Origin of the sequence: Vibrio vulnificus NBRC 15645 = ATCC 27562, assembly GCF_002224265.1 — a bacterium.
GTDB lineage: Bacteria > Pseudomonadota > Gammaproteobacteria > Enterobacterales > Vibrionaceae > Vibrio > Vibrio vulnificus.
The window spans coordinates 3,085,521-3,104,950 of sequence record NZ_CP012881.1 but is presented as its reverse complement, the minus strand read 5'-3'; the positions used below and the strand labels follow the sequence as shown (position 1 = coordinate 3,104,950).

20 protein-coding genes and 1 pseudogene are annotated in these 19,430 nt (G+C 45.1%); 12 read left to right on the top strand and 9 right to left on the bottom strand.

Annotation, left to right across the window (positions count from 1 at the left end; all coding sequences use genetic code 11):
• Positions 1 to 2: 2 nt before the first annotated feature.
• From AOT11_RS15205 to AOT11_RS15185, 5 genes are all read left to right on the top strand, one after another.
• Complete coding sequence (locus AOT11_RS15205; protein WP_011150304.1) at positions 3 to 701, top strand: ABC transporter permease; 699 nt, start codon at positions 3 to 5, stop codon at positions 699 to 701.
• An 8-nt stretch (positions 702 to 709) separates the two neighbouring features.
• On the top strand, positions 710 to 1,429 hold the full coding sequence (locus AOT11_RS15200) for an energy-coupling factor ABC transporter ATP-binding protein (RefSeq protein ID WP_017420129.1): 720 nt from the start codon (positions 710 to 712) through the stop codon (positions 1,427 to 1,429).
• A complete protein-coding gene (gene mobA / locus AOT11_RS15195) occupies positions 1,407 to 1,994 on the top strand; it encodes a molybdenum cofactor guanylyltransferase MobA (protein WP_017420130.1) in 588 nt (195 codons plus the stop codon). Before AOT11_RS15200 ends, mobA begins: the two co-directional genes overlap by 23 nt.
• The gene (locus AOT11_RS15190) at positions 1,991 to 3,769 is read left to right on the top strand and encodes a bifunctional molybdopterin-guanine dinucleotide biosynthesis adaptor protein MobB/molybdopterin molybdotransferase MoeA (RefSeq protein ID WP_017420131.1); all 1,779 of its coding nucleotides are present in this window, start codon (positions 1,991 to 1,993) and stop codon (positions 3,767 to 3,769) included. Before mobA ends, AOT11_RS15190 begins: the two co-directional genes overlap by 4 nt.
• A gap of 63 nt (positions 3,770 to 3,832) precedes the next feature.
• Positions 3,833 to 4,099 carry a DUF2960 family protein gene (locus AOT11_RS15185; protein ID WP_011080421.1) on the top strand — a complete coding sequence of 89 codons (267 nt, stop codon included), beginning with the start codon at positions 3,833 to 3,835 and terminating at the stop codon, positions 4,097 to 4,099.
• Positions 4,100 to 4,194: 95 nt separating this feature from the next.
• Here the strand turns inward: AOT11_RS15185 and nagK are convergent, their stop codons facing one another.
• The gene (gene nagK / locus AOT11_RS15180) at positions 4,195 to 5,106 is read right to left on the bottom strand and encodes an N-acetylglucosamine kinase (protein ID WP_017420132.1); all 912 of its coding nucleotides are present in this window, start codon (positions 5,104 to 5,106) and stop codon (positions 4,195 to 4,197) included.
• Between the two features lie 175 nt (positions 5,107 to 5,281).
• Complete coding sequence (locus tag AOT11_RS15175) at positions 5,282 to 6,037, bottom strand: tRNA-uridine aminocarboxypropyltransferase (RefSeq protein WP_026050259.1); 756 nt, start codon at positions 6,035 to 6,037, stop codon at positions 5,282 to 5,284.
• 117 nt (positions 6,038 to 6,154) lie between these two features.
• On the opposite strand from AOT11_RS15175, the gene AOT11_RS15170 reads away from it, so the two are divergent.
• The gene (locus AOT11_RS15170; RefSeq protein ID WP_017420134.1) at positions 6,155 to 6,961 is read left to right on the top strand and encodes a sterol desaturase family protein; all 807 of its coding nucleotides are present in this window, start codon (positions 6,155 to 6,157) and stop codon (positions 6,959 to 6,961) included.
• Between the two features lie 26 nt (positions 6,962 to 6,987).
• On the opposite strand, the gene AOT11_RS15165 is transcribed toward AOT11_RS15170, so the two are convergent.
• A complete protein-coding gene (locus AOT11_RS15165; RefSeq protein WP_026050260.1) occupies positions 6,988 to 9,015 on the bottom strand; it encodes a methyl-accepting chemotaxis protein in 2,028 nt (675 codons plus the stop codon).
• Positions 9,016 to 9,120: 105 nt separating this feature from the next.
• Here AOT11_RS15165 and AOT11_RS15160 point away from each other — a divergent pair, with 105 nt between their 5' ends.
• Positions 9,121 to 9,588: a C40 family peptidase gene (locus tag AOT11_RS15160; RefSeq protein ID WP_017420136.1), complete on the top strand. Its 468-nt coding sequence runs from the start codon at positions 9,121 to 9,123 to the stop codon at positions 9,586 to 9,588.
• A 50-nt stretch (positions 9,589 to 9,638) separates the two neighbouring features.
• Here the strand turns inward: AOT11_RS15160 and AOT11_RS15155 are convergent, their stop codons facing one another.
• From AOT11_RS15155 to AOT11_RS15145, 3 genes are all read right to left on the bottom strand, one after another.
• Positions 9,639 to 9,983 (bottom strand): DUF3802 family protein, encoded by a 345-nt coding sequence (locus tag AOT11_RS15155; protein WP_011080415.1) that lies wholly within the window; start codon positions 9,981 to 9,983, stop codon positions 9,639 to 9,641.
• Between the two features lie 157 nt (positions 9,984 to 10,140).
• On the bottom strand, positions 10,141 to 11,103 hold the full coding sequence (locus AOT11_RS15150) for a diguanylate cyclase (protein ID WP_013571748.1): 963 nt from the start codon (positions 11,101 to 11,103) through the stop codon (positions 10,141 to 10,143).
• Positions 11,100 to 12,065 carry a response regulator gene (locus AOT11_RS15145; RefSeq protein ID WP_026050261.1) on the bottom strand — a complete coding sequence of 322 codons (966 nt, stop codon included), beginning with the start codon at positions 12,063 to 12,065 and terminating at the stop codon, positions 11,100 to 11,102. Before AOT11_RS15145 ends, AOT11_RS15150 begins: the two co-directional genes overlap by 4 nt.
• Positions 12,066 to 12,292: 227 nt before the next feature.
• On the opposite strand from AOT11_RS15145, the gene AOT11_RS15140 reads away from it, so the two are divergent.
• Positions 12,293 to 13,159, top strand: a complete 867-nt coding sequence (locus AOT11_RS15140) for a fructosamine kinase family protein (RefSeq protein WP_026050262.1) — start codon at positions 12,293 to 12,295, stop codon at positions 13,157 to 13,159.
• 233 nt (positions 13,160 to 13,392) lie between these two features.
• Positions 13,393 to 13,596 carry a CPXCG motif-containing cysteine-rich protein gene (locus AOT11_RS15135; protein WP_011080411.1) on the top strand — a complete coding sequence of 68 codons (204 nt, stop codon included), beginning with the start codon at positions 13,393 to 13,395 and terminating at the stop codon, positions 13,594 to 13,596.
• A 27-nt stretch (positions 13,597 to 13,623) separates the two neighbouring features.
• Here AOT11_RS15135 and AOT11_RS15130 read toward each other — a convergent pair whose 3' ends face one another.
• Positions 13,624 to 14,244, bottom strand: coding sequence for a riboflavin synthase (locus AOT11_RS15130; RefSeq protein ID WP_017420139.1), 621 nt, complete (start codon positions 14,242 to 14,244; stop codon positions 13,624 to 13,626).
• Between the two features lie 235 nt (positions 14,245 to 14,479).
• On the opposite strand from AOT11_RS15130, the gene AOT11_RS15125 reads away from it, so the two are divergent.
• Positions 14,480 to 15,850: an MATE family efflux transporter gene (locus tag AOT11_RS15125; RefSeq protein WP_017420140.1), complete on the top strand. Its 1,371-nt coding sequence runs from the start codon at positions 14,480 to 14,482 to the stop codon at positions 15,848 to 15,850.
• 99 nt (positions 15,851 to 15,949) lie between these two features.
• Here the strand turns inward: AOT11_RS15125 and AOT11_RS15120 are convergent, their stop codons facing one another.
• Entirely contained in the window at positions 15,950 to 16,573 is a 624-nt protein-coding gene (locus AOT11_RS15120) for a hypothetical protein (RefSeq protein WP_017420141.1), read from the bottom strand.
• Between the two features lie 16 nt (positions 16,574 to 16,589).
• A complete protein-coding gene (locus AOT11_RS15115; protein WP_223848426.1) occupies positions 16,590 to 17,159 on the bottom strand; it encodes a hypothetical protein in 570 nt (189 codons plus the stop codon).
• A 239-nt stretch (positions 17,160 to 17,398) separates the two neighbouring features.
• Here AOT11_RS15115 and AOT11_RS24250 point away from each other — a divergent pair.
• Positions 17,399 to 17,665 (top strand): annotated as a pseudogene (locus AOT11_RS24250) (IS5/IS1182 family transposase); the annotation flags it as partial.
• Positions 17,666 to 17,821: 156 nt separating this feature from the next.
• Complete coding sequence (locus AOT11_RS15105) at positions 17,822 to 19,030, top strand: IS4 family transposase (RefSeq protein ID WP_061778606.1); 1,209 nt, start codon at positions 17,822 to 17,824, stop codon at positions 19,028 to 19,030.
• Positions 19,031 to 19,430 lie beyond the last annotated feature (400 nt).

The window sequence follows — 19,430 nt, the reverse complement described above, 5'->3', positions numbered from 1 at the left end:
CAATGAGCCTTTGGCAAACAACACAAGAGGCTTTTGCCTTACTGTTTAGCTTAGACAAAGAACTATGGGAGATCGTTGCGGTCTCCTTTAGCGTTTCTCTTACCGCCATATTGTTGGTGCTTTTGCCTGCGACTTTTTTGTCTTTTCTCCTCGCCTACACCAATTTTCGCGGCAAGTGGCTGCTGGTTTCCTTTGTCAATACGCTGCAATCGGTACCCACGGTGGTGATTGGTTTGCTGCTTTACATGTTCCTCTCGCGATCAGGTCCGCTCGGTGATTGGCAAATGCTGTTTACTCAAAAAGCGATGATCCTCGGGCAAATGCTAATTTGTTTTCCTGTGCTGGTTTCGATGATGTATGGCGCGTTGCAATCGAGCGATCGCCGCGCGTTAGAAACCGCATTAACCCTTGGTGTGTCTCTGCCAAGACTAAGCGCGACGATGATTTGGGAAACCCGTTTTCCTCTTATGGCGGCCACCATTACCGGTTTTTCACGAATTGTGACCGAAGTGGGTTGTTCGATGATGGTGGGTGGGAACATTATGGGTTTGACGCGAAACATCCCGACCGCCATTTCGATGGAGAGCCACAAGGGCGCCTTTGCTCAAGGGGTTGCACTTGGTATTGTGCTGCTCACCTTGGCACTCGTGTTGAACTTTTTGCTGTCGAGTATGCGTGGCAAAGGCTATTTGCGAACTTAGGAAGTGATATGACGATTAAAATTACCGCTCGAGATCTTTCCATGCGCTTTAAAGAGCGAGTGCTGTTTCACATTCCTCAACTTCAAATCGGCCCGAACGATGCTATTTACCTCAAAGGGGACAATGGTGTAGGCAAAACGACCTTGTTGAAGATCTTGGCTGGTTTGGTGCATCCGACGAGCGGTAAAGTGTGTGCGCAAAATAATGGCTGGCTGCGCCGCTGGTTTCCTTCACTTGGTCGGCGTGATGTTGTTTATCTTCATCAGTCCCCTTACCTCTTTGATGGCACCGTCTATGAAAATGTCCTTTACGGCATCAAATATGATGGTGTCAGCACAAAGGAGAAACGAGCGGAAGTGATTCACGCGCTGCGTATGGTAGGCTTAGAAACCTTAGCCGATGAGCATGTGTCTGTGCTGTCTGGTGGAGAGCGTCAACGGGTGGCAATGGCCAGAGCGTGGATCCTAAAACCTTCAATCTTGCTGATGGATGAACCCAGCGCGTCGGTTGATCAAGAGTCGATCGAGCGTTTAGTGGTGTTAGCGCAAGATTTGTTAGCGAGGGGGTCCAGCATTGTGGTCACGAGCCATCAAACCAACGCGCTTACTGATTTGTGTAAAAAACAGTGGTGGATCAAAAACAATACTCTGGTAGAGTCGCCACTCTTGTATGTCATTACAAAAGAGTTATCCCAAGAGAATACCTATGCTACAACCAACACTCACTAGTTGGGTTATTTTAGCTGGCGGCCAAGCTAGCCGAATGGGCGGTAAAGACAAAGGCTTAATTGCCTTAAATAATAAGCCGTTGATTGAGTACGTCATTGAGCGGCTAACGTCGCAAACTTCAAACATTCTGATCAATGCCAACCGCAATCAGGATGATTACCAACAATATGGTCCCGTGTTTGGCGATCATTTTCAAAATTTCCCAGGTCCTATGGGCGGCATTCATGCCGGTTTGATGCACGCGAATACCGATTGGGTTGGGTTTGTCCCTTGTGACTGCCCCCGCATCAATGAAGACTTGGTGGAGCGTTTTTGTCGTGCGGTGACGGATGAAACCGACATTTTGGTTGCCCATGATGGCGATCATCAGCAACCTGTCTTTACCCTGTATCACAAACGTGTCTTGCCTAAACTGACGGCATTTTTAGAACGTGGCGACCGTAAAATCATCCTACTCTACAAAGAGTGTCATACACAGTATGTGGATTTTAGTGATTCTCCAGACTGCTTCGTCAACCTCAATACGCCTGAAGAACTCACCCAATTTGGACAACTAGAATCATGAGAAACACCATCACTTTGCCTTTACTTGGCTTTGCTGCTTATTCAGGAACAGGAAAAACCACCCTATTGGAAGCCTTGTTGCCCAAGTTGACCGAAGCCGGTCTACGAGTTGGGTTACTGAAACACGCTCATCATGATTTTGACGTGGATAAACCAGGCAAAGACAGCTACCGCTTACGTAAAGCGGGGGCCTCACAAATGCTGATTGCTTCTAGAAATCGTTTTGCCTTGATGACAGAAACCCCTGAAGCGGAATCAGAATTTGATTACCTGCTTAGTCGCTTCGACCAGCAAACCATCGACGTCATTTTGGTCGAAGGCTGCAAGAACATCGCGTTTCCCAAAATCGAATTGCATCGTGAAGAAGTCGGAAAACCGTGGTTGCACCCTAATGATGAAAACATTATCGCCATCGCTTCAGACAGTGGCCCGTTAGAAAGCGCTCTGCCCCAACTCAACATCAATGATTTGGATGCGATTTGCCAATTTGTCCTCGATTATGTTCATCAACATCAGCACGTTGCCACGCAAAATGCGCCCGCTGTCTGCTGTGATACGCTTTCTCCGGCGTTTCTTTCTGTTGCCCAAGGGCAAGAGAAAATTCTCTCCCTCGTCTCTACTTTGAGTGATATTGAGTCATGCCCGATACAACACGCTTACGGGCGAGTGCTGGCTCACGACGTGATTTCTCCAGTGAATGTGCCGCAATACACCAACTCAGCGATGGATGGATACGCGGTTCGAGGTGATGACTTACAACGAGAAAGTTACCAGATCGTGGCTGAAGTGCTGGCCGGTTATCACTACGAACATCCGTTAGAATTGGGTCAAGCGGTCAAAATCATGACCGGTGCGCCAACGCCCATCAACGGAGATACAGTGGTGATGCGTGAGCAAGCGCAGCAAGATGGTGACAAGGTCACCTTTAATGGTGCCAATATCAAAGCCGGACAAAACGTACGCCAAGCGGGTGAAGACTTAACCATCGGCAGTAGCGTGTTTACCGCGGGGACTCGCCTCGCCTCGCCTGAGATGGGCATGATGGCTTCTCTTGGTTTCGCACAAGCCAATGTATTACGTAAATTGAAAGTGGCGGTCTTCTCCACCGGCGACGAAGTTCAGGCGCCTGGGACAGAACAAAAAGCGAACTCTATCTACGATTCAAACCGTTTTACTATTATGGGCATGCTTGAGAAGCTCGGCTGCGACATCTTGGATTTCGGCATTCTAGAAGATAACGAGCAATCGATGATTGATGCACTGGAAAGCGCCGCGCAACAAGCGGATGTGGTCATCACTTCTGGTGGTGTCTCCGTTGGTGATGCAGACTACATCAAACTGGCTCTCGACAAGCTCGGAGAAATTGATTTCTGGCGCATCAATATGCGTCCTGGGCGCCCATTGGCATTCGGTCAGATCAATGAAAAGCCGTTTTTTGGCCTTCCGGGCAACCCTGTTGCCGTGATGGTGTCATTCATCAACTTTGTTGAGCCTGCTGTGCGTAAAATGCAAGGCGAGCTAGGCTGGAAGCCATTGAAAGTCAGTGCGATTGCCAAAGAAAATTTGCGTTCTCGCCAAGGTCGAACGGAGTTTAGCCGTGGTATCTATGAATTGGATGAAACTGGCCGTCTAACCGTTCGCACAACTGGGAAACAAGGCTCTGGCATTTTGCGTTCGATGAGTGAAGCAAACTGCTTGATTGAAATTTCTCCCGCGGTTGATAGCGTAAAAACGGGAGAAAGCGTGACAATTATTCCACTTCAAGGCAGAATCTAGCCCTGTTGTTGTTAGAAACAGATACAAGGTCAGCGCGTCTGGCCTTTTATTTTGAGAGATTTCATGATTCGTACCATTATTTACACCTATAAGGGTGTTGAAAAAACTTTGCCATTTTCTTACGAAAAACACCGTAATATTCATGAAGCGGTTGCAGAAGCGGAAGGAATTGATATTCGCGACTATCTGAAAATGGAACAGCAAATTGAAGCGATTTCTGATACAAAAGCCGTGCGCAACTACCGCGATAATCACTTTAAAAAGCTTGGCTTTGGCGTGATCACGATGAAACAGAAAGAAAACCTAGGCGTCGGTAAGAAGAATAAGTAATTCGCTTCAGCTTCGGATTGCCCGTGATGGAATGGGTCTAAAAGAAAAGGCTTGCATGATTGCAAGCCTTTTTCATCAATGGGTTTTGCCGCAAATTAGCCTTTGATGTTCAAGAATGCTGCACCACGTACACCGCCTGAATCGCCGTGTTTTGCTTTGATGATCTTCGGACACTTAGCGACAGAAAGCAGATACTTAGGCACACGCTTTGGCATCTCTTCATAAATCAGTTCAAAGTTCGACAAGCCACCACCGAGAGCAACAACGTGTGGGTCATTCGCGGTGAAGATGTTACCAAAACAGATCGCAAGAAGTTCCATAAAACGCTCGACATGCTCTGCGGCTTTCTCATCGCCTGCTGCGTTGGCCTTGATGATGTCGATGGCTTTCTTCTCTTCACCGTAGTAATGGGCGTAAAGCAGTTCAAAACCACGGCCAGAAAGATAGCTGTCTAGACAGCCTTTTTTACCACAGCCACAACCTAGCAGCGGCGCGTTGTCGCCTAAATGGAACCATGCATCCAATGGCAAGCGCATGTGACCAAGCTCACCAGCAACGTTATTGCGACCTGAGAAGACTTTGCCTTCGTAGATCAAACCGCCACCAAAGCCCGTACCTAAGATCAACCCCATCACTGATGGTGCGTCTTGCAATTCTTCATCCCATGCTTCAGAGAGTGCAAAACAGTTCGCATCGTTTTCAATTTTTACGCTACGACCAATTTTGGCTTCCAGATCCGCACGTAACGGCTTGCCTTTTGCCGCAGGTACGTTAACCGTCAGTACCGTTGCATCGTCAGCATCTTCCATGCCTGGTAAACCAAGGCCAATTTTGCCTTCACAAGCAAACTCTTGGTCGTATTTTGCGACAAGACCTGCGATGGTTTCTAACAATAACGGATAATCGTTGGTTGGTGTCGGTACACGTTCTGTTGCCACGCGCTCTAGTTTTTCGTTAAACGCACCAAATTCGATTTTAGTGCCACCAACATCAAAGCCGTAATACATGAATTTCTCTCCTGAAATTGCTGCATGGAGCCAAAAATGAGCCCCTAAAATAAGCATAAATTATGAAAACTTGCGCCATTATCCATATCTCTACGCCTGCAAACCGTGACATAGACGAGATTTATCCGCTCATGACGTCTGTTTGCGCAAGTTGCCAGCAATCAAATAGCAAAGCTTAGAGTGAACTCTCGCTTTTGTAATGGGTGATGAAATGTTGCAAGGCCGGGCGAGAGACATCACCTTTTCCACGACTTTTGCTGAGCAGATAACTTTCTCTAAACGTTTGAAACCACGCTTGTAGGCAATCTGCAGCCTCTTGCTGCCCAGCTTGCTGCAAGACCAAGGATGCCACTTCCACTGTCGACAAATGCTGTTCATTCTCTGAGCGGCGCATGAGGTATTCCGAGACATGCTCTGGGGAAACAGACAGTACAGGGAGAGACTGTAAAAATTCAGAACGTCGGAAGATTTTTCTCGCTTCACGCCAACTGCCATCGAGAAACACAAACAGCCATTTCGCTTTGCCACCATTCGCTGGGGTTTGCTGACTGACTTTGGCAATGTCAATCAGGCGTGAAGCATCATCGACATAGTCTGCGGGAAAGACAATCACTGGTCGATAATTGGCATCATTAAGAAGTGCCAGCATTTGGGGATCTGGCTCGGTTCGATTCCATTGATAGACATAGGTTTCTTTTACCGTGTCAGCAATCAGACGTCCAGTATTACTCGGTTTAAACACTTCGTTGTCCGACACAATCAACATGCAGGCTACATCGGTCTCTATATCGGGTTGGAACTCGCACAGGCAATGCGTTTCAACCACTTGGCAATAGACACACCGCTTGATATTGCAGCCACGAGCGTGAAAAGGTTTTGTTGAGATTGACTGACGGTATTGATATAACCGATGAAAAGCGTGAATGCGCATGAAGAGTATCAAGTATAAAAATGGGTGCACGATTTTATCGGCAGTTCTCTTATACGACAAGCTCTCACTGACTTACCGTCTCCGTCACCCGAATCAATAACCAGGTAGGGAAATTCCATGAACCAAACCGCCATGACCGATCCGTCTCTTATCCGCATGGGATTTTTTATTGGAACCTTGCTGCTGTGCTTATTGTGGGAGAATAAACTGCCACGTAAACCATGGACAGTTTCACGCTCGTTTCGCTGGCTGAACAATCTCTCGCTTGTGCTGCTTAATAGTGTTTTAGTTGCGTTGTTGCTTCCAATCGTCGCATTCCAAGCGGCAATCTTGGCCCAGCAGCATCAATTTGGTCTTTTCCATCTGCTCGGTTTGAATGACATCGTCAATATCCTATTGTCGGTGCTGCTGTTGGATCTCATTATCTATTGTCAGCATTTGTTGTTTCATCGCGTAAAACCGCTGTGGCGATTACATCGAATGCATCACGCTGATTTGGATATTGATGTCACCACAGGAACTCGTTTTCATCCAATAGAGATTTTGCTCTCCATGCTGATCAAAATAACGTTTGTCAGCTTACTTGGTGTATCGCCTCTCGCGGTGGTGGTGTTTGAAATCATCCTCAACGTAAGCGCGATGTTTAATCACAGTAACGCCAAGTTGCCTTTAACCCTAGATCATTGGTTAAGAAAGTGGATTGTGACACCAGATATGCACCGAGTGCATCACTCGACGGAGGTGAAAGAGACCCACTCCAATTTCGGTTTTTTTCTATCGGTATGGGACCGTTGTTTTCGCACCTATCGCGCACAACCTAAAGCGGGTCATGAAGGTGTTGTTATTGGCATTCCAGAGATTCGCAATCCTAATGAACAACGGCTGGATAAGATGCTCACCCAGCCGTTTAGAAACCACTTCTGAATCCACTAGAGAAGAGCGGTGGCACGTCACGTAAGTTGGTAGCTGTGCAGCATCTCTTGTTGTTTGGCAGCGATGTTCGATACTTGTTGTGAACTCTCCACCATCGCCTCCAGCTGCGCACGGGTTTGCTCACCTTGGTCAGAGATATGGGCAATTGCACGAGTCACATCGACGGTTGCTCTCTGCTGCTCTTGAGTGGCATGGGTAATTTGTTCAACTCTTGCTCGGATCTGTTGTACTACCCGTTCAATATCTGAGAACGCGCAGCGAACCTCTCCGCTTGAAAGCAGCGCTTGTGACATCCCTTTACGCGAATCTTCAACCGCATGGCGACTCTTATCCGCCGCTAAAGTCAGTTCATTGATCATTTCGCTAATATTACTGGTTTGCTTTGAAGTATCGGAGGCAAGTTTTCGCACTTCATCAGCCACAACGGCAAAGCCTCTGCCCTGCTCGCCCGCTCTCGCAGCTTCAATCGCCGCATTCAGAGCAAGCAGATTGGTATTGGCTGCAATGCCACTGATCATGTCGACCATCTCGCGTATCGCATCCACCCGCTGATCAAGCTCACTCATCGCTTCTTCGTTGACATTGAGCGACAATCGCAGCGATTCCAATCGCGCTAAACTCTCTTCGACCACATCGACACCATGCGTTGTACTTTGCGCCGCTTCGTTTGCATCATAGCTTGATGCCGACGTCATTTGTGCGATGCTGTCGATAGAGGCTTCCAACTGAGCGACAGTGGTCGCAATGGTGGCTAGAGAGTCGTTTTGATTGGCTAAACTTACACTCGAGTGTTCAGCTGCGTAATGGCTGGTTTCTGCACTTTGATAGAGCGATTCACAATTGTTGGTGACGATACTCAGCGATGATCGTGTCGAGGCGATCACTTGATTGAGTTTCATGCTGATTTCTTTCAGCTCTCTTGGCCCAGCTGACACAATGTCATTTCGGTAGTCGTTATCGGCCATAGCGGACAAACCACCGAGCGTATTGCGTAAGCCGCTGTTGACCCATGCTCGGAAACGAATTCCAGCGACAACAATGACGATAGCGACGACTGCACTGCCAATGACAAGCAGTGAAATCAGTCGTTCGATCGTTTGGTGGACAATCTGTTCACTATCGTCGATGAGTGCCATTGAAGAGGCGGAAATCTCATTGAGCAAACTGAGCGTGTTATTAGACAACACGGTTGCCTTCTGGATATCGAACTGCTGGGCTTGTTGGCGTTCTACCCTAGTCATCACCAAAGAAAGCAAGCCATTTGGTTTGAAGCCATCCAGCACGATGTTATAGGGCGCACTCAGACTGCTAAACTCCATGACATCAGGGTGCCAATCTTTAAAGTCGTCAAACGCTAGTTCTATACCGGCGATGCGATTTTTCATTTCTTGGTATTCTTTCTCTGCACCCGTCAGATCTTGTTGCATCAGCAACATCAAGAACGTACTTTCCATTGAACTTGCCCCTGCACTAAAGCGGTTAGAGGCATCTTGTGACTCAGGATTATCGATGGCGAGAAAAGAGCTGATACGTGTCATTTCAGGGCCAATCGAACTTAACCCGTAACGAAAGGTGGAGATGCTTTTATCAAGCTCCTCTTGTTCACTGATCGTCTTCACTTGAGACTTAATGACGCGATCACTAAGTTGTTGAAGGCGGTTAGCATTCTCAAGCAAGATGTTTTTTTCATCTTGAGTGACGACATGTTCAAATCGTTCACCCATTTCCGTCACTTGAGCGATCAACAAAGCGATGGTGTCATTCAGCTGCACAATCCTAGCTCGCGTTGCATCTAGTTCAGTTGCGCTTTTCAGTGTCGAGCTGTAATTGAGTAACTTTATTTGCTCCAAAATATTTTGGGTAAGTTTGGCGTTATTGAGTGCTAAAGGGAGAGCTTGCTCTGATAAGGTATCAAACTGTACACCGATTTGATTGACACCACGGTAACTCGATGACGACAATGCAATAACAAACAGAAGGAAAGTAATGAACAAACCACTGATCATTTGGATCAGCGACAAAGAGTAGCGTTTATTGAAAGACATAGACAAACCAGCAAATCCATTCACAGAAATCAGTATGTGATTGGGGGTGAGTCTATGAGATGGCTGTGACGCTTACGTGACAAATATAAGACAGCGAGATGACAAGTGGCTCAATGTAACCGATTCATTATTATATCCATTTTTGCGTTGCTGAGTGGCTGTAGCCAAAGCCCGAAAGCCCCAGAAACATCAGCAGCACTTTGGGAACAAAACCGAGAGTTAAAAACCTTTTACGGCGAATGGTATGGCACGCCCTATCAGTTTGGTGGGAATACGAAAGAAGGGATTGATTGCTCTGCTTTTGTACAACAAGCGTTTCTCCACGCCTATCAACGAGCACTACCAAGAACGACGTTGGCACAGTTTAATGCTTCCCAGCCAGTACGTTGGGAAGAGAGGCAACAAGGCGATCTACTGTTCTTCAAAACAACGAAATCCGATTATCACGTTGGGATCTATCTTAACCACCAGCAGTTCATGCATGCGTCTACTTCAAAGGGAGTCATCATATCGCGAACCGATAATCCATATTGGGCGAGTAAATTTTGGCAAATAAGAAGGGTTACAATGTAACCCTTCTTATGAATACTGCGGACTAAAAACAAATCAGCGAATATTGCGGCTTAGTCGTATTTTGCTACAGCGGTATCGAACAGATTTTTTACTAAAGCAATATACTCATCTAAAAAATTAATCTGTTCATTGGTGGCTTTTTTGAGCCATACCCCAGCCAGAACTTCTCCTAGATCTTCCGCTACTGAATCCGCTTCTTTTAACAGTTTGAAGCGAACGCTAGAATGCAGCTCTGGGTTCTGTTCAAAAATCGCCATGATGTTTGAGGCGATCATGTCTGTCACCACATCTTCAATGGTTTCTGTGCCCGTATCGCCAACGTCAGACGCGAATACATCAAGATTTAAGGCAAGGTGCTCAATAAGAGCTAAGTATCCATCGGTTTCAACAACCACTCTTTTTCTCCGTCTGAATGCTTACTTACTGTGTAAGCTTACATCTTTTTTCTCTCTGTTAATACTAAGCCATGTCGAGAAAATTTCATCCATTTAATCAATTATAATTGCCAGAATTTGACTATATGGCGGACTTTGCACCAAAAGCGAACAAAGATCACTCTTCATGAACGGTCGTTTGGTTCCTGCCGCCTTCTTTTGAGTGATATAACGCACTGTCTGCTGCTTTTAGCCACTCCGTATGAGAGGTGAATTTTGCATCAAATTCACAGACACCCAAACTGATGGTGTAATTAATCGCAAATTTTTCCACGCAAACAATTTCTTGTTCAATACGTTTTCGTAACCGCTCTGAAAAATAACGCGCCTGATCTGCGCTGGTATGAGGCAGCAAAACCGTAAACTCTTCGCCACCAAATCGACCACACAGGTCACTGTTTCTCGCGGTTTTCTTCAGTAAAGACGCGGTCCTACGTATTACCTCATCACCGGCGTGATGCCCATAGGTGTCGTTGACTTTTTTAAAGTGGTCAATATCAAAAATGACCAAAGAACTCGGCGTGTCCAAGAACTGCATCCGAGAAAACTCTTCTTTAAGCGATTGCTCCCAAAAGGCGCGGTTAAACAGCCCCGTTAAGCCATCGCGACGGCTGATTTCAGATAAATGGTGATTGGTTTCTTTCAAATGCGTTTTACTGCGTGCAATTTCAGAGACATCATTGATTTGAATGGCGACATGACTAACGTCACCACACAGTGAGCGCAATGGTGTAATGACAATATCCTGATACATGTAGGTACTGCCATTGGAAACAGGTGAAAAGTTATGAAACTTGAAAAGATAAGGGCGGTTTTCCCAACTCGAGAAAGAGCGAGTTTCCAATATTGCGGCGGTATTAACCTTAGTTTCTAACCAAGTGCGCGGTAAATCAGAAAAAAACTCAAAGAGATTTTTACCCAAGATTGTCTGAGACATAACGCCACTATAGGATTGCATAAAACTGTTCCAAACACAGACGTTGTAAGAGCGGTCAATCACCACCAGCCCAGAGTCCATAGTATCGAGTATCTGCGTCACCCAGTGAAAATCGGCGATATTTAACGTCAGATCAGAGTTCATAGTGACTCCATAATTTCGTAGATAATACCAACGGAAGGTTTATCAATGAGAAATAAAACTTCACATTCGAAATCCAGTGATTCAGCAAAATAGGTGTATTCGACCGTAAAAAGCTCTTGAGACTCTTTGTCGCTGCCTCCTATGGCTGAAAAACTATCGATAATGGCCGGCTGTCGTAACGAAAATTGCTTGTCGAGTTGGCTACCAAGTGAGGTCAAAAAAGACGACACGAGTAAGTTAGAGACGTTAAGGATGATCTCATTGTGAGTGGTAAAGTCTTGGTGATAACCCAACTTTTGGCCAATCACATCAATATCGCGTCCCCATAAACAAACTAGTGCCTCGCCATGGATACCACCACCGACAAAACGCTGTGAAACCGCGACGGCACCTTCTCGTTTAATCACGTCCACCATGGTCATGTAAAGTTCACCGTAGGTCAGCGGGCCAACATTCGGCACAGGCAGTTGAATAAACTCGTTAAGGTGATCAGCCATAATGGCGGCCCCTTTGCCAAGTGCAATGTTGGTGATCTCTTTAAATTTCGAAAATGAGGTGAGTTTAGGATCGGCGGAAAGTTCTGGTTTTGAATGTGGGTCGGCGTATTGCAAGCCAAATTGGCTAAAGAACGGTTCTATTTCTCTTTTGGAAAACGGTTTAGATACAAACGCGAACGCACCTAACTCAAGGCAGCGTTGTTTCGCTTCGGCTTGAACATCTCCCGAAATGACAATGACATCAGTGTGATGTTGGCTGACAGGGAGCGAAGCGAGTAACTCGAACCCATCCATGATTGGCATCGTGAGATCAAGAAACAAAAGATCGATATTTTGTTCCATCATGATCTGCAAAGCTTCGTAGCCATCTCGAGCTTCGATTAGATGAATCGCTCTGTCGCATACAATGGAGCGACTGATTGACTTTCTGGCTACTGCCGAATCGTCACAGATTAGGATTTTCATACCACTATTGGAACCAACATCAAAAACTGAATGATACTTGTCGAATAATAAATGCTCTAGTGCCGAAGCCACTAAATTAGCAATGACTAAGCGACTCGATTCACAGTTGTGTTAATTCGCGAATCAAAATAATCACAATGTTTGAAAAGTTTGTCAGTTAACCAAATCCGAAATTGAGTTATGAATTAAACTATTAGATGTGCGGTGATCAAAAAGAGAGGACGACTATGTGGCAGGCCATTTCTCAACAGCTTTCTGAAACCTTAATGTTTTCCTACGATATCGTTGAAAAAGTGCATTTGTCTGGTGGCGACATCAACGAATGCTATATGATCAGCGATGGTGAGCAGCGCTATTTCGTTAAGATCAACTCAAAAGATTTTTTAAGTAAGTTCCAGGTTGAAGCGGAAAACCTTCGTTTGCTTCGCCAAACCGACAGCGTCACCCTACCAGAGTTGGTTTTGATTGGTAATACGAAATCCAACGCATTTATCATCCTTAATTTCCTCCCTACAAAGCCCCTTGAAGACCCCGAAAACAGCTATAAATTTGGCCAACAATTAGCTTATCTTCATCTTTGGGGCGAACAGAAAGAGTATGGCTGTGATCAAGACAACTACTTAGGTGCGACTTTGCAACCCAATGCGTGGCATAAGAAGTGGTCTACCTTTTTCTCAGAGCAACGAATAGGCTGGCAATTGCAACTTCTGAAAGAAAAAGGGGTCACATTCGGAGCGATTGATGAGATTGTTGAAGTTGTTGCTCGGCAGTTACTTAACCACAATCCCCGCCCCTCTCTCATTCACGGCGATTTGTGGCATGGTAATGTGGCTTTATCTGCCTTTGGACCTATTTGTTATGACCCAGCCTGTTACTGGGGAGATCGAGAATGTGACATTGCGATGACGGAACTTTTTGGTGGATTTAGCGCTGAGTTTTATTGTGGCTACGAAGATATTGCACCACTTCCTTTCGGTTATACTCAGCGCAAAGAGATCTACAATCTTTATCATATTCTCAATCACTGTAACCAATTTGGCGGCCACTATTTAGAGCAGGCGCAAAAATCGATCGACAAAATCCTTTCCTACTAACGTTATTTTTAGATGTGCGTCATGCAATTTTCGACGCACATCACTATCAACTCTAAGAAAGCGTTTCAATATTGAGTTAATAGTCAAGTTTCGTACTTAATTCGGCCCAAATAGCAACTTCTCTGCCTACTATGAAAACGAACACCCAAGCTTGGTATGTCGTGGTATAGGAAGCACTAAATCTAAAGCGTAGCTCCCTAAGTTAGACAGGTTAGACGTAAGGAATAAGATGTATGCGTAACTACACTGAGAAGAAATTTGCGTGCCCACACTGCGGCCATAAAATCGGAATTACTCTAGACGCCAGCAATGGCGACCAGGAGTTTTATGATGACTGCCCTGCATGTTGTCATGCCATTCATTTAAACATGATGGTGGATGAACTGCACGACACCATTAATCTCATCGTCGATGCCGACGACGAGCAAGTCTTCTAGTTACATGGGCTGGTGGATTGGTGTCGCTTAAGCAACGACACCTTTTGACAAAAGTACACGTTCAACAGTGTCAACAATCGCTTGGGTTTGCGGATCAAACTCGATATTTACGCTTTCCCCAACGTTACGCTGACCAAACAGAGTTCGATTTAATGTCTCCGGAATGAGATGCACACTAAAACGATCTGCTTCGACTTCCCCAATCGTTAACGAGCATCCATCTACGCCTATGTAGCCCTTCGCCAATATGTATTTCATCGCATCATCGTAAGGCAGTTTGAACCAAATGGTTCGGTTATTTGGTGTATCAATGATCTGATCGATCGTTGCGGTAGTACTGATGTGGCCCGACATTGAGTGACCACCAATTTCATCCCCAAACTTTGCCGCTCTCTCGATGTTGACTCGATCGCCAACACGAAGCGCTCCTAAGTTGGTTAACTGGAGTGTTGCTTGCATTAAGTCAAAGCTGACAAGCTCATCGGCTATCTTTGTCACCGTCAAGCAGCATCCATTATGAGCCACTGAAGCACCAATGGCCAAGCCACTAAGCATCTCACCACATAATCGAATGGTATGAGTTTGGAATGACTCTTTTGCCTCAATGATAATAACCTCTGCCGTACCTTGTACTATGCCTGTAAACATCTAAGTTACCTTCTTTTCTGTAGCCTGAAATATGAGATTCCATTATTATCACGGTGGAATATGCCTTAAGCGCCATGCACCGTCGGATTTCCATACTGCCCCCTTAGTTTAGGTTGTGCAACTACTGTTTTTTAGCGCCTTATAAACCACTTTTGTGGCCTTTGCCGATCGAAAACGTCCCAACGTGCGTCGCACGCTTAGCATATTTATCTTTTTCTTAAACATTGGAGTTAACGTGCATCGCTATAAAAAAGAAGCTTCTAGTTTGATTAAGCTCGCCACACCAGTTTTGATTGCATCTGTTGCTCAAACCGGTATGGGGTTCGTGGACACCGTGATGGCGGGGGGCGTCAGTGCAACAGACATGGCTGCAGTTTCTGTCGCTGCAAGTATCTGGCTGCCTTCAATTTTGTTTGGTATTGGACTATTGATGGCTCTGGTCCCTGTTGTCGCTCAGCTCAATGGGGCTGGCAATAGAGAGCAAGTTCCGTTTGAAATTCAGCAAGGCGCTGTTATGGCCCTATTGATCAGTATCCCTATCATTGCCGTTTTGTTTCAAACTCAGTCGATACTCGGTTACATGAATGTCGATGCGGTAATGGCAACCAAAACCATTGGCTATATACACGCTGTGATGTTTGCTGTACCTGCTTTTCTATTGTTTCAAACACTACGTAGTTTGACTGATGGCTTGTCTTTAACAAAACCTGCCATGGTGATCGGTTTCATCGGCTTACTATTGAACATTCCACTGAACTGGATGTTCGTTTACGGTAAATTGGGTGCGCCAGCCCTTGGTGGTGTAGGTTGTGGCGTTGCTACCGCCATTGTGTATTGGATTATGTTTTTGTTGCTACTGCTTTATGTGACAACGTCACAGAGACTAAGGCAGATTCAATTGTTTACTACGTTTCATCCACCTCAGCTAAAAGCGCAAGTTAAGCTATTTAAACTTGGGTTTCCGGTTGCTGCCGCACTTTTCTTTGAAGTAACTCTGTTCGCGGTCGTCGCTTTGTTGGTTGCACCATTAGGTTCTACTGTCGTTGCCGCACACCAAGTTGCCATTAACTTTTCTTCATTGGTGTTCATGTTACCTATGAGTATTGGCGCAGCGACCAGTATCCGTGTCGGGCATATGCTAGGTGAGAAATCGACAGAAGGCGCACGCATTGCTTCTCATGTTGGTATCTTAGTTGGTCTTTCAACCGCCGTGTTTACCGCTTTACTGACGGTTGTTCTGAGAGAACAAATTGCTCTCCTCTATACCGACAACCGAGTAGTTATCACCTTAGCAATGCAGTTGTTGATCTTTGCCGCTATTTATCAATGTACCGATGCGATACAAGTTATCGCGGCTGGTGCGCTACGTGGTTATAAAGACATGCGAGCAATATTCAACCGAACATTTATCGCCTATTGGTTACTTGGTCTACCTACTGGGTATGTTCTTGGTCTTACCGATTGGATTGTTGAACCTATGGGGGCACAAGGCTTCTGGGTAGGATTCATCGTCGGCTTATCTTCCGCGGCCATTATGTTGGGAGTTCGCCTACACTGGCTTCACCGCCAAAATGATGAAATTCAGTTGAACTATGAAGCGAGATAGCTACTAGCCCTCGCTTTCAGTCGACAAGATTCAACAAATCGACGAAATAAAGCGCGACTTTTCTATCGCGCTTTATTTTTATCTCAAGATTTTAGACTCTTAAATACCACAGTCTTCTGGCCTAATATTATAGTAGTTAATACGTTCTTGGTTCTTGTCCAAATAGAGATAATTAATACTATAGCCCAGCTCAAAAAGCATTCTTAACTGTTCATTCGTGCAGGTAGTCGGTTTGATGTCGACGTCAAAGACTTCATTCAACACCTCGACATCAATATCCATTTTTGAGTGTCCAATCAGTGATAAATGCAAATTGTACCCTTTGCTCTTGTGATTCACCGAGATCTTATCCAGTTGAGTGTATTCATCCAGCATCATTGGCAAAGTTTTGTTTCTTTCCACCACCGATCTATCGATAGCACGATCTTTCGCAGTAACGTAACTTGCCAAAAAACTCGCGCCAAAGAAAACCACAGTGCCAACGATCATACCAAGCAGTCCGAACCAAACTTTACTTCTCTTTATTGACATGGCTCCCGTACTGAAGAGTGCAATATAACAAACCACAATTCCTAAGAGCGAAGATAAATTGGGTAATTTTCCATTCATTGCAGGGAGGTAGATTGCGCTCGTCTGGCCGATAACCACCACACAAAATACAAACACAACGACCTTTAGAATTATTGAGCTTTTCCGCGTTTTCTCATTAAATGCTGTATCCATGTTTTCCCTACTCCACTCACAATGACGAATTGGCCAGTTGTATTGAGGCCATGATTTGTTTGCCGATCGGCAACCATTGTTCAGATTGCTCTACTGTTGTATTAAACGCGACAAATAAAAGCCTGTTGTCTATGGAGGTTCCATAAATGATGTTGTGAATTTGAGTGTCTATTGCAGGAGTAATCAACTCCATGATGATAAATTCTTGACCGTTAAGAGTACTGACTTCATCTCTGAACCAAGTCGCTGAGGGATATCTATTCTTAAACATATTAGAGATGACACCGTGCGCTTCTCTGATTTGATTCGGTGAAAGTGCATTTTGAGTATGATTAAACGCAAGAGTCACACCACCTGTCGAATCACTCAACACGTCAGTGGGTCGGTTGGAATTTGGAAACTTAACTTCAATCAACTCTTGAGGCATTGTTTGCAATTCTGTTGGCACCTGAATAATTAACTTACCGGCTAATACCTGTTTTGCTTCTAATTCTTTAGCAGCAACTACGGTGCTCATTGCCAACATACAAAGCGTGATAAAACAATATGACATCGCCATTTGCTTGTAATTCCTTACCATGCTCATCACTTCTCATTCCTTATATCGGTTAACTGCCGGTAATTAACCCTATTTGCGCAGGCTTTTCTAATAAAAGCGAATAAAACACAGTTGCATATTGTGTTTTTTGGAAAAAGCTTGAATAAGAAATGTGCGAACTTGAAATTTGTCTAAAATTTGCAACAGCACCCCATTTGTCACAAAGGGCTGGATTCAGGTGGGAAGTGCGGCACGTCTGAAATCATCGCCGCAAATGTAAGCACGGTGAAGTGCTCCCCAAATTGTTCAAACAGGCGCGACAAAGAATCATAGAGATATCTGGTGATAGTGTGTATGACACTAAGTTGTGATCCGAAGCGATTCTCATTAAACGAGCCAAACAGTGAATTCCAGCGAGATAAGTGATAACTCTTATGGAACATGGCCATCCTCGCAATTTAGCTGTCGATCAGCAGCAGCTATATGGTGCAAATAATTATAGGAAAAATAAGTATGGCCACCATACACGTTCGCTTTCAGAGACGGTGATGTTCTGCCAGATTAAGAAATGACAACGGCCAAGTTGGCTAGAACTACTCCATGCTGAGGAATCCCCTGATGATTTAGATAAAAATCATCAAGTTAAGGTAGATGCACATCTTGTCATGTGATCAAATGGTTTCGCCAAAAAACAACAACCAAACAACAAGATGTGCGAACTCAATATCTTACATGATTCTCTCTACCAATTCTGCCCTGAACTGCATTTAAAGCGACTTAATAGCTTAATGCTAGCTTGCCGAGCATTACTTGATAGCAAAACCCTTACGCTCACCGAACTTGGCCGCAACTTACCTTGCCAAGCTAGAACTAAGCACAACATAAAGCGGATGGATCGTCTTTTAGGTAACCACCACCTGCACCAAAAGAGACTCGCCGTTTATCGTTGGCATGCTAGCTTTATCTGTGCGGGTAACCCTATGCCCGTGGTTCTCGTCGATTGGTCTGATATCCGTGAACACAAGAGACTTATGGTGCTCCGAGCATCAGTGGCGCTACAAGGGCGTTCGGTCACTTTATATGAAAAGGCCTTTCCACTTTCAATGCAGTGCTCTAAGTCGGCTCATGACCAGTTTTTATCTGACCTAGCGAACATTTTACCTTCCTCGGTGACCCCACTCATTATCAGTGATGCTGGATTTAAAGTGCCATGGTACAAGTCTGTTGAAGAGCACGGATGGTACTGGCTGAGTCGAGTAAGAGGTAAAGTACAATTTGCTGAACTCGGTGCCGAAAATTGGCAGCCAGTCAGTAAGTTACATAGCAAAGCCTCTAGCAGAGCCAAAAGTCTTGGTTATCAAAAGCTGACCCGAAGCAATGCCATCAACTGCCAAATAGCGCTGTATAGAGCATTGCCTAAAGGCCGTAAGAATCAGCGTTCTACCCGAACAAACTGTCACCATCCATCGCCGAAGGTGTACTCTGACTCAGCAAAAGAGCCATGGGTATTGGCAACTAACTTACCAACGGCGGCTCGTACTCCCAAGCAGTTGGTGAGGCTTTACGCAAAGCGCATGCAGATAGAGGAAACCTTCCGAGACTTAAAGAGTCCCGCTTATGGATTAGGTCTACGTCAAAGTCGCACTAGTTGCCCCAAAAGGTTCGATATTATTTTGCTGATAGCTTTAATGCTGCAACTCATGTTTTGGCTGGTAGGAATACATGCACAGCAACAAGGATGGGATAGGCATTTTCAAGCGAATACAGTCAGAAATCGAAATGTCCTGTCTACCGTTCGATTAGGTATGGAAGTCCTCAGGCGACCAGACTACGAGATTACTACTCAACACCTTTTAGCAGCGGCCATGACTCTAGCTGAGCTGCTCTTAAAAGATGGCTATGCACTGGCGGATTTATGAGGGGATCCCTCAGTACTCCATGCTCAAAACATTGGATGGGCTTACGAGGCTAGGTATATCTGGAACGAAGCTAATCACCTTACAATTAGCCATGCTAGGCGCGTTTTTAATTGAACTCGAATTTAGAAACAAAGCCGCAGTAAGCACCAATTGCATGATATGAAACTTTACGCAACCCGTCTCTTAATTGCGACATTTTTTATATGGCCTTTCGTTGAATTTGCTCTGATAATGTCGATCAGATGAATTTTCACATCCAACTAAATTAACAAATTCATCAATTACCAATGATGATCAATATGTTTTCTAACGTGAGTTAAAACGCTACGGTTATATTTATTGGTGGAATTATTTGCATCCTATCATGAGCTATATGAAACGTAGATGTGATCACTTTTCT

Coding starts and splice junctions, on each gene's coding strand:
- AOT11_RS15205 (WP_011150304.1), top strand. CDS start 3: ATGAGCCTTTGGCAAACAACACAAGAGGCTTTTGCCTTACTGTTTAGC.
- AOT11_RS15145 (WP_026050261.1), bottom strand. CDS start 12,065: ATGAAAATCCTAATCTGTGACGATTCGGCAGTAGCCAGAAAGTCAATC.
- AOT11_RS15170 (WP_017420134.1), top strand. CDS start 6,155: ATGAACCAAACCGCCATGACCGATCCGTCTCTTATCCGCATGGGATTT.
- mobA (WP_017420130.1), top strand. CDS start 1,407: ATGCTACAACCAACACTCACTAGTTGGGTTATTTTAGCTGGCGGCCAA.
- AOT11_RS15150 (WP_013571748.1), bottom strand. CDS start 11,103: ATGAACTCTGATCTGACGTTAAATATCGCCGATTTTCACTGGGTGACG.
- AOT11_RS15130 (WP_017420139.1), bottom strand. CDS start 14,244: ATGTTTACAGGCATAGTACAAGGTACGGCAGAGGTTATTATCATTGAG.
- AOT11_RS15185 (WP_011080421.1), top strand. CDS start 3,833: ATGATTCGTACCATTATTTACACCTATAAGGGTGTTGAAAAAACTTTG.
- AOT11_RS15165 (WP_026050260.1), bottom strand. CDS start 9,015: ATGTCTTTCAATAAACGCTACTCTTTGTCGCTGATCCAAATGATCAGT.
- AOT11_RS15135 (WP_011080411.1), top strand. CDS start 13,393: ATGCGTAACTACACTGAGAAGAAATTTGCGTGCCCACACTGCGGCCAT.
- AOT11_RS15190 (WP_017420131.1), top strand. CDS start 1,991: ATGAGAAACACCATCACTTTGCCTTTACTTGGCTTTGCTGCTTATTCA.
- AOT11_RS15115 (WP_223848426.1), bottom strand. CDS start 17,159: ATGAGCATGGTAAGGAATTACAAGCAAATGGCGATGTCATATTGTTTT.
- nagK (WP_017420132.1), bottom strand. CDS start 5,106: ATGTATTACGGCTTTGATGTTGGTGGCACTAAAATCGAATTTGGTGCG.
- AOT11_RS15140 (WP_026050262.1), top strand. CDS start 12,293: ATGTGGCAGGCCATTTCTCAACAGCTTTCTGAAACCTTAATGTTTTCC.
- AOT11_RS15120 (WP_017420141.1), bottom strand. CDS start 16,573: ATGGATACAGCATTTAATGAGAAAACGCGGAAAAGCTCAATAATTCTA.
- AOT11_RS15175 (WP_026050259.1), bottom strand. CDS start 6,037: ATGCGCATTCACGCTTTTCATCGGTTATATCAATACCGTCAGTCAATC.
- AOT11_RS15105 (WP_061778606.1), top strand. CDS start 17,822: ATGTGCGAACTCAATATCTTACATGATTCTCTCTACCAATTCTGCCCT.
- AOT11_RS15200 (WP_017420129.1), top strand. CDS start 710: ATGACGATTAAAATTACCGCTCGAGATCTTTCCATGCGCTTTAAAGAG.